The organism is Lysinibacillus sp. NPDC086135 (assembly GCF_044746345.1).
Classification (GTDB): Bacteria; Bacillota; Bacilli; order Bacillales_A; family Planococcaceae; genus Lysinibacillus.
Map to the genome: position 1 here is coordinate 44,279 of NZ_JBIVCA010000012.1, position 13,127 is coordinate 57,405.

The window sequence follows — 13,127 nt, forward strand, 5'->3', positions numbered from 1 at the left end:
TCTAAAAGTGTTCCGATAAACTAAAAGGACGCCCTCAGGAAGCTTTGCTCTGTGCGAAAGCGAAGCGGCAGCGACAAATGTTTTATCTGCGCGAAAGCGAAGCGGCAGCGACAAATGTTTTATCTGCGCGAAAGGAAGCGGCAGCGACAAATGTTTTATCTGCGCGAAAGGAAGCGGCAGCGACAAATGTTTTATCTGTGCGAAAGCGAAGCGGCAGCGATAAAGCGCCCAGTCGGAACGGAAATTCAACCCCTCTTTTTGCCGGAGAGTCCTACTTAAATTTCATTATTACAATTGTTTTCAACAAAAAAACTGTGCACAGTAAAGCATGCACAGTTTAGATGTTATTATTTTTTCGGCGTGCACCATTCCACTACTTCATTGCGTTTGCGCTCCGCCATTTGTTCAGCTGTATAAATTATTTGCATAGGATTACCGCCTGCTAGACAGCCAGCTGGCACATCCTTATGCACAAGGGTTGCAGCTGACACAATCGCACCGTCACCTATCGTAACACCTGGTAGTATCGTTGAATTGGCGCCAACCATCACTTCATTGCCAATATGAACATCTCCAAGGCGATATTCCTCTATTAAATATTCATGCGCCAAAATAGTCGTACTGAAGCCTATAACGGTATTATCACCGATATGAATACGTTCTGGAAACATTGTATCTGGCATCACCATTAAAGCTATGGAAGTTTGGTCACCAATCTCCATCTTTAAAAAAGATCGATACAGCCAGTTTTTCACACGTAAAAATGGTGTGAAGCGTCCAATTTGAATGACAACGAAACACTTCATCACTTTCCAAAAGGACACCGTATCATAAATATTCCAAAGCGAGTTTGCTCCTTTGACACGGTAGCGTTCTGTTTTACGTGCCATTTACTTACCCCGCTTTCACAATTTCAAATAAATCCGTCATATGATGCAACATATATTCCGGCTTGAATTGCTGTAAGTATTCCTCACCTTTAAAAGCCCATGCGACACCAGCTGCTCTAACTCCAGCGTTGTGCCCGGCCACAATATCATGAGAATTGTCGCCAATCATAATGGCATCTTCTTTGTTTACACCAAGACGTTCAAGCGCAAGCAAAACTGGTTCTGGGTCAGGCTTTACATTTTTCACATCATCCGTGCCAATACGGATGTCAAATAAATGACTTGCACCTAGTACAGATAGACCCCGATCTATCATCTTATTACGTTTTGTAGATACAATCGCTAACTTGATGCCCATAGCCTTTAATTGCTCTAAAGTAGATACAACTTCAGGATATTGAGTGACAAGCTCATCGTGATGTAATTCATTATATTCACGATATTTAGTAATCATTGCTTCCTCTTCACCAGGAGCAATGTCAGAAAATGTCTGTTTCAAGGATGGCCCGAGGAATTTCAGGCAATCTTTTGGCGAATATTGCCCGGGAAATCGCTCGTTTAAAACATGCATAAATGTTTGAATGATTAAATCATTTGTATTTAGTAATGTACCATCAAAATCAAATAGTAATGCCTTTACAGTCATGCTTTGCACCCCTTATTTATGATCTAAATACTTTACTGCAGGTTTTACTTTTATACGACGGTAAATAATCGCGCCAAGCCCTACTACAATACCTATGATTGAAACAATCTGAGCAGAGCGTAAATCTCCTACTAAATATAGACTATCTGTACGCATACCTTCTATATAGAAGCGACCGATTGAATACCAAATTAAATAGCCGAAGAATATTTCCCCACGATTTAAATTTACTTTGCGTAAAACTAATAAAATAATGAGCCCAATAAAGTTCCAGACGGATTCATATAAAAAAGTAGGATGTACATATGTCCCTAATTCTTCAACATACATTTGATTAATAATCCAATCCGGTAGCATTAGATGTTCTAAAAATCCACGTGATACTGGACCACCATAAGCTTCCTGGTTCATAAAATTTCCCCATCGGCCAATTATTTGCCCAATTAAAATACTCGGTGCCGCAATATCCGCTACTTGTAAAAAGCTAATATTTCTTCTACGAGTGAATATGTAAGCTGTCAAAAAGGCACCAATAAGAGCACCGTGAATAGCGATACCACCATTCCAAATTTCAATAATTTTCCCAGGGTTTTCACTATAATAATCCCAACGCATCGTAACATAGTAAATACGTGCACAAATTATGGATATAGGAACAGCCCATAGTAATAAGTCCGCAAGAAAATCCTCGGGTAAGCCTCTCTTCACAGCCTCTCTTTGTCCTACAATATAAGCTAAAATAATACCCGATACGATTAGTAACCCATACCAACGAACAGGGATAGGTCCTAAATGGAAAGCAATCGGATTAATTTCTAATAATAACAAGTCCATCTTATACTCCTCTCAATTCATTACATTTGCAAAAAAATTCTAATGCCTCGGCATAATTGCGTCCGGAATCGACTTTGTGCTTGTACAAAGAACTTTCCGATTTCCGTGACATCCGCCGGAGGCTTAGGCCAACACGATGTTGGTCACTTAGGCGTTTTCACAGGATGTGAAGTTCGTTCCTCTATTTCAGCATGATATTTGTACACCCACTGAAAAGTAACTCGCATTCATCTCACTACCTATAAGGTCGAAAACTTCTGTACCTGTCGCTGCGCTTTCGGTACAAAAAACACTCGCTGGAAAAAGTTAAAAACGATTAGTCGTCCAATTCATCTGTTGATGAGATTACTTCATCTAATCGTCTAGAAAACTCCTCGGCTGCATTAACACCCATCTTTTTCAAACGATAGTTCATTGCTGCTACTTCAATAATAACAGACACGTTACGCCCAGGTCTTACAGGAATCGTTAACTTTGTTAATTCCGTATCAATGATTTTCATTTTTTCTTCCTCTAAACCTAGACGATCATATACTTTTTCTGGATCCCATATTTCTAATTCGATAACTAATGTGATACGTTTGTACGGTCGTACCGCACTTGCTCCAAAGAGTGTCATAATATCGATAATACCAATGCCTCGAATTTCGAGTAAATGTTCTAAAAGAGGAGGTGGACTCCCAATTAAAAAATTCTCTGATTCCTGACGGATCTCTACACAATCATCAGCTACTAAGCGGTGCCCCTTCTTGACAAGCTCCAGTGCTGTTTCACTTTTCCCTACACCACTTTTTCCGATAATTAGCACACCGATGCCGTATATATCAACTAAAACTCCGTGAGCAGCAGTCATTGGTGCTAAGCGACCTTCTAAATAGTTAGTTAGCCTACTCGAAAATTTCGTTGTTGTCATATGCGTTTTAAATACAGGTACATGTTTTTCATTAGACGCCTGTATAAGTTCCTTAGGTACCTCTAAATCACGAGAAATAATAATAGCTGGTGTATCCTGCGAGCACAATAAATGCATGCGCTCCAGTTTCACATCTGAAGGCAGCATTTCAAAAAAGGATAGTTCTGTTTTTCCTAGCAATTGCACTCGATTGGCAGGATAATGCGTAAAATAGCCCGCCATCTCGAGCCCAGGTCTTGAAATATCACTAGTAACAATCGTTCTTCCTATTCCTTCCTCACCAGCTAATAGTTCTAACTTAAATTTCTCCATAACGTCTCTTGTTAATACTACGACCAATGTTTAGTAGCCTCCATTCAAAGGAATTGAATATGTTTTGTCCTAAGTTAACTAGCAATCAGCCTAATGATTGCAGTTTCACCTTATTTTAGCATGTCTATGTATAAAAGAAATGTATTTACACTCTGTCTGCCCTGACTAAAAAATCTACAAAATATAAAAAACTAGCGGTTCTCCAGCCCGCTAGTTTCATTTTGTTTTATTTTTGAGTAGCTAACCATTTGGCAACTGCTTCTGCATCGGCACCTTTAATAACACCAGGAGGCATTGTACCTTTACCATTTTCAATAACATTTAAAATTTCTTTTTCTGTTAAACGAGAGCCTACATCGCTAATTTTTGGTGCATTATTTTGGCCTTGTAGCTCGCTACCATGGCAAGAGATACAAGATTTCATAGCAATTGTTTCGCCATTTGGAGTAGCAGTTTTTGAACCTTCAGTTGAAGTTGTTTTACCTCCGCCACAAGCAGCTAAGAAGATTGCTGAACCAATCGCTAAAGTTAACATTGCCTTTTTCATTAGGGCCCCTCCTAAAAGTAAATAATATCTTTCTCCGACATTATACCAAAATTATGCACGTTTGAAACCTTCTCCTAACACCTCATAAGCATCAGAAACGATAACAAACGCTGATGGGTCAACGTTTTTAATGAGTTGTTTCAGCTTTGTGAATTCTGTTTGGTAAACAACAACCATGAGCACTGGTCGTGCTTCCCTTGTATAGCCACCTATAGCAGGCAACTTTGTCACTCCCCGATCAATCTCGGCATAAATGGCATCACGTACTTCATCTTGTTTCATCGTAATAATATAAACCATTTTAGACTGACTTAAGCCGAGCTGAATAATATCAATCGTTTTTGTAGTGACATAAAGTCCAATCAGGGCATACAAACCTTTCTCTAAGTCAAAAACAATTGCTGCACTAATCGCGATAATCCCATCAATTAAAAGTACACTTGTACCAAGCGATATGCCGGTATACTTTGTAATTATTTGTGCTAGTAAATCAGTGCCACCAGTAGAAGCATTCCCCTTAAAGACAAGTCCTATTCCTAAACCGACCACAATACCCCCAAAAAGTGCACCGAGTAAAGGATTATCCGTCCATGGTCCCCAACTGTTCGTTAGTAATACAATAAACGGTAATGTTATTGTTCCAATAAACGATTTGATTCCAAATTTTTTCCCAAGTACTACTACACCTGCTATAAATAATGGAATATTGAATGCATATTGTATAAAGCCTGGATTCCAACCAAATAAACCGTGTAAAATTGTACTAATCCCACTTACTCCGCCAGAAGCTACTTGATTTGGCAGTAAAAATACATTGAAGCCAATAGCAATAATTGCTGCTCCTACTATAACGTACATATACTCTACAATGCTTTCCCTTACACCACGAATTTGACTCATTTCCCCACCCACTTCAACTATCAGAATCTTTTAAATACGAGATGATTATAGCAAATAGTATTCGCATTGAGAACTTCGTCTTGATGAAGGAAACATGTAATTTTATATTTTAGTTCATCACCATAACGTGTGGTTGATTTCCATTCCGACAGGGCAATTCGCTGCTGTCGCGCAGAGCAAAGCTTCCTGGGGGTGTCTAATGCGCCGCTTCACTCGCGGTGTTATCTGACCCCAAGAAATCTCCCAGTCTCTACTCCAATCAACTATACACAAGGCATAAGTTTTAACAAATGTCATCCCCTACTATAAATGATGAGCCCAATAATGTATAAAACATAAAAAATAAGCTACCTTAAATAGAATTTTAAGATAGCTTATTTTTGACTTTTCACTAAAATATATACTTAACTGCAAATTCCACTACAGGACATTGAAGATAACAAATCCTTGTTTTATAAAGATTTTTCTGCCCACTCCATTGCTTCATTGTATAAAAGATCAATATTTGTGAAATTCATATTGAGCTGAGGAGCTAAATTTTCTAAAGTAGACCAATCTAACTTACCTAACGCTATACTGAATTCCAGATAAGGTGTCATTTCAGTTTGATTACCTAAAATCGTTTCTGTTATTTCTTCTGAAAAAGGTAACTGCTGTAAAATAACATTCAGCGGTCTTTGCAACAAAGTGTCTATCAACGAAAACATCCCGACTAAAAAATATTCAGAGAAGTTTTTCTTATAGGAAAGCTTGGCTAATTTCTCACAAACTTTTGCTCTAAATAAAGAAGTACGCATGACTTCTTTAAAAAGATCATTTTCAGCATTTCTATCAATTTCTCGCATTGCCAATAAATAAATCCACTTTTGTAAATTTGAAACGCCGAGTAATATAATTGCTTGTTTTATCGAACGTACCTTGGATTTAGACCGTAGCTCTGATTTATTAACCATTTGCAATAATTTATACGTTAAAGAAATATCACGCTCGATATTATCAGCTAATAATTGTATATTCGGTTCCTCTTCTTTTAATAGCGTAATAATATATAAATATTGAATAGTATTAGCAGGTATATCGGTAGCTGTAATGATTTGAGGTTGTTCAAAAAAATAGCCTTGAAATAATTCATAGCCAGAATGCTTTGCCACTTCAAATTGATTACGTGTTTCAACCTTCTCAGCCAGTAGTTTTATGTGAGGGAAATTTTCTTTCACTTTATTTTCAATTTCCATGCGCTCCAATAACGGTGATACTAAAAAATCAACTTTTATAAAATCGATATAAGGAAATAACTCATCATAAACTTGTACCTTATCATCCAAAATAAAATCATCTAATGCAATATTAAACCCATATGATTTTAGCTCAATAACTCTCTCGACTAACTGAGTTGTAATAGGGACATTCTCTAAAATCTCAATAACAACTTGCGATGGATTTAAAAATTCATTTAAGGAACTCATAAGTAAGTTTTCTGTAAAATTAACAAAACTAGGTTTACCTTTTGTTACCTCTTCAATGCCAATTGAAAGAAATGAGTTTACTAGTACATCGATTGTTGCAGCATCTGGATCGACTATCGGAAAAGCATTTACGTTTTTGCTACGATATAATAATTCATACGCAACGACTTGTTCATGAAGATTAAAAATAGGCTGTCTGCCGATAAATACTTCCATTTCGTCGCCCCCCATTTCTTCATATTCTAGTAATAAATATTATAGCACCTTTCATTACTCTCTGCTTATCATTCAAGTAACTGTCTAAAAGTCGCCTAACATTAATTAACATTCTATACAAGAAAATATTTTATCACTTTTATGACGCTATCCCAAGGACACTTCACTCAAATGCTCTTTAATCCCAACTTTCGGTGATTAGCCCCTAAAAATCATTACCTAAAACTCCTAACTACTCATATTTCATGTATTCCTTTTCCAGAGAGATCTTTTTCAATTTCACTTAATCCTTCCTAAACATTTTTGTCAAAAATTTCATTTCATATTGACATTTTCCGGTTTTCAATATACAGTACATTACAACACTAATGCACTATGTTACATAGGAATGAAAGGGGGTTTTTCGATGCACGTTCATCTAGATGGTACAACACCGATTTATATTCAAATTGCTGAATGGCTACAGCATGAAATCATCGCCGATCGATTACAGACAGACGCGAAGGTCTATTCACAATACCAGCTAGCTGAATTATTCAATATAAATCCTGCTACAGCTGGTAAAGGGCTGACAATTTTACTTGAAGAGCAACTTTTATATAAAAAACGGGGGTTAGGTATGTTTGTCGCTACGGATGCAAAGGAACGAATTTTATTGAAACGTCGAAACGAAATATTGACGAAAATGGCACAAGAGATCGTATTAGAGGCAAAACGTTTACTTGTATCTGATGAAGAATTGCTAGTGCTTATTCGAAAAACACAGGAGGGATTGGAATGAATATTATTCAATGTGAGGAGCTATCTAAAAGCTTTGGACGCCGTAATGCACTACAGCGCGTAACCTGCGCTATTGATGCAGAGAAAATTATCGGCATTATTGGTCGCAACGGTGCTGGTAAGTCGACATTACTTAATATTTTTGCTGGCTATCTAAAGCCTACAACTGGATCATGCAAAGTGTTTAATGAAAATCCCTTTAATAATATTCAAACTGCTGCCAATATGATTTTTATCGATGATCGATTAAGCTTCTCTGATTACTTGTCGCTCGAGGATATTCTGAAGATGGGGGCTGATTTTTATCCTAATTGGCAAAATGAGTTAGCTTATCGCATGCTCGATTATGCGGGTATAGATCTCACAGCAAAACATCAGCAACTATCTAAAGGTCAATTAGCAACCTTTAACCTTGTTTACGGATTAGTAAGCCGCTGTGCACTGACTATTTTAGACGAACCGATGAATGGCATGGACGAAGTGATTCGTACAGATTTTTACAGAGCGATTTTAAAGGAATACCTAGCCTTTCCACGAACATTTTTAATTACTAGTCACCATTTGCAAGAGATGGAATCTATTTTAGAAGAAATTATATTAATAGATGAAGGCTCTGTCATTGCCCACGCACCATTGGATGAATTTAAGGAACAGCTTATATCACTTAGTGGACCAAGCGATGCACTTGCAGATCTGCTCTCTGAGACGGAAGTATACGCTCAAAAGATTATGGCAGGGATGACCTCAGCAATAATAGATGCTAGTAATCCATTCGTCTCAGAAGAAATACTTCGAGCAAAAGGCATCACGGTATCATCCCTTACAGCAAGTGAAGTGTGCAAGTATTTAACAAGTAAAAAAGGAAGTGATATTGATGCAATCTTTGACTAATATTTCACTGAAAACCATTGTTAAAAAACAAGTGAAATGGAAAGCAAAATTATATATTTCTGCCCTTAGTTCCTTAGTTATTGTACAAATCATTTTTGGGCTTTTAACATCTAGCTCGGGGAGTGGGTCTTCTGGTCATGGAGGAGAAAATTTAACTGTTCATTTTTCTAATTACTCACTCGATACATTTCTTATTGTTACAGCAATTTGGGCATTTATTGTAGCACTTCTCTTTACAACAAAAGCGTATCGTATTGATGACTTATCCATTATTTCTAGTCGAACATCTAGCGCTATTGCCAATATATTTGTCATGATTATTTACAGTTTTATTGCGGTCATCATTATGATTTCTACTTACTATTTACAAGTATTCGGAATTTTATTAGTGGAGAAAAAATCCTTTATAATAGAAGATCTATTTATTTCACCATCAATATTACTATTATGTTTCAGTAGCCTCTGTTTATTTGGCGCAATCGGCTTACTATTAGGCACCAGCTTCAAGGGGCCAGTAGTGATAAAAATACTTGTATCTACTTTTCTGCTGCTTGGCTTTATATTATTTTTCATGTCACCAGAGTTGATAAATCTTAGGTCATTAATAATGTTATCCAATCTTATGATTAGTGTTCTTTATTTGCTTATGGCTCTACTATGCTTTAGCCTCACTATTTGGATTGCTGATAAATCGGAGGTGACTCGCAAATGACGGCGACTACACTATTCTTTTTTACTACAATACTACTGGTAATTGCTATTTATATACTACTAAGTAAATTAGGGAAAAAAGCTAAAAATATTTGGACCCCTAAGCGTATTATAATTGGCATTACTAGCTATATCGTACTTGGACTTACTGCCTTCATTTATATTAGTTTTTTTTCAGAATCAAAAATACCAATACTTTCTCCTTCTGAAATTAAACAAGTTGAGAAAAAATCAGATCAAATACAAAAGTACGATCAAGAAAACGATTCTTCTTATTTAACGGAGGAATACAAAAAGAAAACGTGGGAGCTAAGATATAAAGGAGATACATTACCTGTTGTTGTAAATGAAGGTGACAGTGGTTCAAGCGTTACTATTCGAGTGCGCTATAATGACAATATGGAATCTGGGAAAGCTCTTGTTACCTATTATCAACTTCCTGTCATTATAGAAGGTATTGATCTTTCAGACGAAGTACCGTTACCTAACATATACGTGGCACAAAACCAGCTATTTATTGAATCTCTCTCTAGACAACAAGTAAATTATTTTCGTATAAAAGCAACATTAGGTATTTTAGATATGAATCGTGAGCTAGAACGTGAATCATATGTAATGAGCTATTCCAATCCAAATGTCATCGTTATCGACATTCCACGAAGTACAGTTCTGGAAGACTCCCAAGGTCTTTTTTAGATAGTAAAAAACAAGGACAGTCCGCAGTGATTTTTTTCACCTTTAGACTGTCCTTGTTTTATTTTCTACTTGTTTTTGATTTAATAGCACCAATAACGGCTGGTACAACTGAAATTAAGATAATTAATATAAGAACCGTTGAGAAGTTATCTTTAATAATTGGAATATTACCAAAGAAATAACCTAGTAATGTACAGCTGAATACCCATAACACTGCACCTAAAATATTATACATAATGAAGTAGCCATACTTCATTTTACTAGCCCCTGCAACAAATGGTATGAATGTACGGATAAAAGGCATAAAACGCGCGATGACAATCGTTTTTCCACCGTGTTTATTAAAGAACTTTTCTGCTGCTTCCATACGTTCTTTTTTTACGACTCTACCAAGGAAGCTCTTTTGTGGAATGGATGTCCCTACTTTATGACCAATATGATAGTTCATCGTATCCCCTAAAATGGCAGCCGCTAAAAACACAGGAATTAATATCCACATATTAAATGCGCCCATTGCTGCTGCTAATGTTCCACTTGCAAAAAGCAATGAATCACCTGGCAGGAATGGGAAAATTACGACACCTGTTTCAACAAAAACAATTGCAAATAGAACGAAATAACTCAAATTACCAAACTTACGAATGATCTCCTCTAAATGCACATCAATATGCATAATAAAACTAATTAACTCCTTGATGAGTTCTATCATTTTTCCGTATGCTCTCTTTCAATTAAATTTTCTAAAGGCTTTGACGTAGCTAGACACCAAAGGTTCCATTCTTCTTTACAGTTATTGATGTTACTTCTCCCTCACTATATGACAAGCCTTTAAAAAGTATGTAGATTTCACAAGTTTGATTTTATCACTTACAGACATATACACTCAACTTATTTAAATAAGTGGCCACGCTTTTTTACATTGCTGTAATATTGGCCTAAAGTGAAGGTTCAATCAGTGGGTGTTCCGCGTCCCTCACTAGAGGAACACTAGCTAATATCTCACATTCTATGCAAACGTTTATGTGCTAACGCGCTTTCTCACAGAATACATTTGTAGCCCCTAATCAATTGAACTTTAGGGGCAGTTGATCTCCCACCTTCTCTTAAATTTTGAAATGGGAATGTGACTGTTCATTTATGCGGAATAAATCAGATGATACTTACAATTCCATTTCGTATGGGCTAAACTTTTATTATCCATTTGGGTACCCCTTTCGCATGAAGTCGGTTGACCAGACCACCTTCATTGTATGATTGGGGTTTTTTTCTTGTCCATAGCTAAAAGCTTTCCGGAACCCCTCGCATAGCAAGGGGTTTTCAAAGAATACAAAAAAAGCTACTATTTTTTTCAATAGTAGCTACTGTTTCTTATACTTTTTCTTTTAATGTACGACGCAAAATTTTTCCTGTCGTATTTTTCGGTAATTCATCCATAATCTCAATTACTTTAGGAACCTTGTATTTCACCATATGCTTTGCACAGTATGCTAGAAGGTCTTCTGTCGAAGTTGCTTCTGCATCTTTTAAGACAACATATGCATGTACAGCTTCACCTAAGTTAGGGTCTGGGTAACCTACAACTGCCGCTTCAACAATATTATTATGAGCAAAGAGTACTTCTTCAACCTCTCTTGGATAGACATTAAATCCACCTACAATAATCATATCTTTTTTACGGTCAACGATGTAGAAATACCCTTCTTCGTCAACTCTAGCTAAGTCCCCTGTATATAACCAGCCATCTCGTATAGTCATCGCTGTTTCTTCGGGTAATTTATAATAGCCCTTCATAACGTTAGGCCCTCGTACAATTAGCTCCCCTACTTCTCCAACGGGCACTTCCTGACCGTTAACATCCACCACCTTATTTTCAACATTGGAAATGGATGTCCCAATAGAACCTGCCTTACGCTCACGATCCAAAGGGTTAAAGCACGTTACTGGTGAAGCTTCTGATAGGCCAAAGCCCTCTGATACACGCACATTAAATTTCTTCTCGAAATTATGTAATAGTGCTACCGGTAAAGACGCGCCACCTGAAATCGCTAAACGTATTGTAGAAAAATCTTCAGGGTTGCTTTCAGGTAATTGATACAAGAAGTTATACATAGTTGGCACACCAGCGAAGACTGTTGCCTTTTGTTCCTTCGTTAATTTAAAGATTTCAGTTGGACTAAAACGTGGTACAAGTAAAATCGTTGCTCCACTCAATAAAGGTGCATTGGCGACGACAGTTAATGCAAATACATGGAAAACTGGTAACGTGGCAATAACACGATCATCTGCTTTATAGTCTAAATAATGCGCAACATCTCGTGCATTTGAATAGATATTTCTATGAGTCAGCATTGCACCCTTCGGAGTACCTGTCGTTCCTGAAGTATATAAAATAATTGCATTATCATCGTCAGCTACTTCTACTGGTTGGAAAGAGTCCGATGCACTAGCAATCACTTGTGAAAATAAATGAATTTTTGCCTTTGCTTCTTCGGATAAAGTCATTACTTTTTCAGCAACATTCTCTGTTGTTTCACAAACAACAAATGTTTTTACTTTTGGAAAAGCATGTACACCCATTTCTACTAATGGAAGAAGTGCATCTAGTGCAATAACAGCTTTTACATCACCATTATGCAAAATATACGAAATTTCATCCGGTGTATAGATTGGATTAATCGGAATTGCCGTTGCTCCTAAACGCATTGTTGCATATAACGCAATTAAATAATGTGGTGTATTGCCGAGTAAACACGCCACATGGTCCCCTTTTTCTACCCCTAAATCTTGTAACCCCTTTGCAAAGCGACCTACCGTGTGTTCAAATTCACCGTACGTCGTATCTTTCCCCATAAAATGATACGCAATTTTATCCGGTTGCTCTAATGCTTGTTGACGAACACTTGAAACTAAATTCAATTACACCATCCCCTTATCGTATCAATTTCGCCTTGGCGTAATTGAGGTCAGGATTTTAAATTGTGCCCAGGCCTGCACGAGGGCCGACACGATGTCGGTCATTTCGGTAATGCCACAAGGACGTGGCGTTATTACCGATACAGGTCAGTTAGCCGTTTTCGCAGGATGCGAAGGTTTTAGGCTAACATCCTTTAAGCATTCCTTTGTAAATCCGTGACATCCGCCGGAGGCTTTACCTTCATTCAGTAGATGTATGGACATCCCTTAAAATGGAATCACACCCGAATCCATCACACCACCTCAGAGGTGGGAGTCTGCTACTGAATGAAGATAAAATGAATCATTATTCAGTAATATTATATAAGAAACACATCTAAAAGACAACGAAACTTTTTATTTCATGTCATAA

General features: G+C 37.1%; 14 protein-coding genes. 5 read left to right on the forward strand and 9 right to left on the reverse strand.

Annotated elements, in window-relative coordinates; translation table 11 throughout:
• Nucleotides 1-347: 347 nt before the first annotated feature.
• From ACIPKN_RS16125 to ACIPKN_RS16155, 7 genes are all read right to left on the reverse strand, one after another.
• The gene (locus ACIPKN_RS16125; RefSeq protein WP_400937794.1) at nucleotides 348-890 is read right to left on the reverse strand and encodes an acyltransferase; all 543 of its coding nucleotides are present in this window, start codon (nucleotides 888-890) and stop codon (nucleotides 348-350) included.
• 4 nt (nucleotides 891-894) lie between these two features.
• Entirely contained in the window at nucleotides 895-1,536 is a 642-nt protein-coding gene (ppaX, locus tag ACIPKN_RS16130; protein WP_142509273.1) for a pyrophosphatase PpaX, read from the reverse strand.
• Nucleotides 1,537-1,548: 12 nt separating this feature from the next.
• Nucleotides 1,549-2,370 carry a prolipoprotein diacylglyceryl transferase gene (gene lgt / locus ACIPKN_RS16135; protein ID WP_142509272.1) on the reverse strand — a complete coding sequence of 274 codons (822 nt, stop codon included), beginning with the start codon at nucleotides 2,368-2,370 and terminating at the stop codon, nucleotides 1,549-1,551.
• Between the two features lie 316 nt (nucleotides 2,371-2,686).
• Nucleotides 2,687-3,622, reverse strand: coding sequence for an HPr(Ser) kinase/phosphatase (gene hprK / locus ACIPKN_RS16140; protein WP_400937797.1), 936 nt, complete (start codon nucleotides 3,620-3,622; stop codon nucleotides 2,687-2,689).
• Between the two features lie 199 nt (nucleotides 3,623-3,821).
• A complete protein-coding gene (gene cccB, locus ACIPKN_RS16145) occupies nucleotides 3,822-4,142 on the reverse strand; it encodes a cytochrome c551 (protein WP_400937800.1) in 321 nt (106 codons plus the stop codon).
• A gap of 51 nt (nucleotides 4,143-4,193) precedes the next feature.
• Complete coding sequence (locus ACIPKN_RS16150; RefSeq protein WP_142509269.1) at nucleotides 4,194-5,042, reverse strand: YitT family protein; 849 nt, start codon at nucleotides 5,040-5,042, stop codon at nucleotides 4,194-4,196.
• 452 nt (nucleotides 5,043-5,494) lie between these two features.
• A complete protein-coding gene (locus tag ACIPKN_RS16155; protein WP_400937802.1) occupies nucleotides 5,495-6,724 on the reverse strand; it encodes an EAL and HDOD domain-containing protein in 1,230 nt (409 codons plus the stop codon).
• Between the two features lie 406 nt (nucleotides 6,725-7,130).
• On the opposite strand from ACIPKN_RS16155, the gene ACIPKN_RS16160 reads away from it, so the two are divergent.
• Genes ACIPKN_RS16160 through ACIPKN_RS16175 form a run of 4 tightly spaced genes read left to right on the forward strand, consistent with a single transcriptional unit; the run spans nucleotide 7,131 to nucleotide 9,802 of the window.
• Nucleotides 7,131-7,505 (forward strand): GntR family transcriptional regulator, encoded by a 375-nt coding sequence (locus ACIPKN_RS16160; RefSeq protein WP_132362042.1) that lies wholly within the window; start codon nucleotides 7,131-7,133, stop codon nucleotides 7,503-7,505.
• A complete protein-coding gene (locus tag ACIPKN_RS16165) occupies nucleotides 7,502-8,395 on the forward strand; it encodes an ATP-binding cassette domain-containing protein (RefSeq protein ID WP_400937806.1) in 894 nt (297 codons plus the stop codon). The genes ACIPKN_RS16160 and ACIPKN_RS16165 overlap by 4 nt, the downstream gene beginning before the upstream one ends.
• Nucleotides 8,379-9,107 (forward strand): hypothetical protein, encoded by a 729-nt coding sequence (locus ACIPKN_RS16170; RefSeq protein ID WP_400937809.1) that lies wholly within the window; start codon nucleotides 8,379-8,381, stop codon nucleotides 9,105-9,107. The genes ACIPKN_RS16165 and ACIPKN_RS16170 overlap by 17 nt, the downstream gene beginning before the upstream one ends.
• Entirely contained in the window at nucleotides 9,104-9,802 is a 699-nt protein-coding gene (locus ACIPKN_RS16175; RefSeq protein ID WP_142509265.1) for a hypothetical protein, read from the forward strand. Before ACIPKN_RS16170 ends, ACIPKN_RS16175 begins: the two co-directional genes overlap by 4 nt.
• A 58-nt stretch (nucleotides 9,803-9,860) precedes the next feature.
• Here ACIPKN_RS16175 and ACIPKN_RS16180 read toward each other — a convergent pair whose 3' ends face one another.
• Together ACIPKN_RS16180 and ACIPKN_RS16185 are read right to left on the reverse strand one after the other, a co-directional pair.
• Nucleotides 9,861-10,508 (reverse strand): VTT domain-containing protein, encoded by a 648-nt coding sequence (locus ACIPKN_RS16180; RefSeq protein ID WP_255505182.1) that lies wholly within the window; start codon nucleotides 10,506-10,508, stop codon nucleotides 9,861-9,863.
• 662 nt (nucleotides 10,509-11,170) lie between these two features.
• Complete coding sequence (locus ACIPKN_RS16185; RefSeq protein ID WP_142509263.1) at nucleotides 11,171-12,718, reverse strand: fatty acid--CoA ligase family protein; 1,548 nt, start codon at nucleotides 12,716-12,718, stop codon at nucleotides 11,171-11,173.
• Nucleotides 12,719-12,809: 91 nt separating this feature from the next.
• Between ACIPKN_RS16185 and ACIPKN_RS16190 the strand changes: the two genes are divergently transcribed.
• Entirely contained in the window at nucleotides 12,810-12,935 is a 126-nt protein-coding gene (locus tag ACIPKN_RS16190) for a hypothetical protein (protein ID WP_400937812.1), read from the forward strand.
• Nucleotides 12,936-13,127: the final 192 nt, after the last annotated feature.

Bases quoted from the DNA above. Each gene is read 5' to 3' on its own strand.
- ppaX (WP_142509273.1), bottom strand. From the start codon at position 1,536: ATGACTGTAAAGGCATTACTATTTGATTTTGATGGTACATTACTAAAT.
- ACIPKN_RS16125 (WP_400937794.1), bottom strand. From the start codon at position 890: ATGGCACGTAAAACAGAACGCTACCGTGTCAAAGGAGCAAACTCGCTT.
- ACIPKN_RS16150 (WP_142509269.1), bottom strand. From the start codon at position 5,042: ATGAGTCAAATTCGTGGTGTAAGGGAAAGCATTGTAGAGTATATGTAC.
- ACIPKN_RS16155 (WP_400937802.1), bottom strand. From the start codon at position 6,724: ATGGAAGTATTTATCGGCAGACAGCCTATTTTTAATCTTCATGAACAA.
- ACIPKN_RS16160 (WP_132362042.1), top strand. From the start codon at position 7,131: ATGCACGTTCATCTAGATGGTACAACACCGATTTATATTCAAATTGCT.
- lgt (WP_142509272.1), bottom strand. From the start codon at position 2,370: ATGGACTTGTTATTATTAGAAATTAATCCGATTGCTTTCCATTTAGGA.
- ACIPKN_RS16165 (WP_400937806.1), top strand. From the start codon at position 7,502: ATGAATATTATTCAATGTGAGGAGCTATCTAAAAGCTTTGGACGCCGT.
- ACIPKN_RS16170 (WP_400937809.1), top strand. From the start codon at position 8,379: ATGCAATCTTTGACTAATATTTCACTGAAAACCATTGTTAAAAAACAA.
- ACIPKN_RS16175 (WP_142509265.1), top strand. From the start codon at position 9,104: ATGACGGCGACTACACTATTCTTTTTTACTACAATACTACTGGTAATT.
- cccB (WP_400937800.1), bottom strand. From the start codon at position 4,142: ATGAAAAAGGCAATGTTAACTTTAGCGATTGGTTCAGCAATCTTCTTA.
- ACIPKN_RS16190 (WP_400937812.1), top strand. From the start codon at position 12,810: ATGTCGGTCATTTCGGTAATGCCACAAGGACGTGGCGTTATTACCGAT.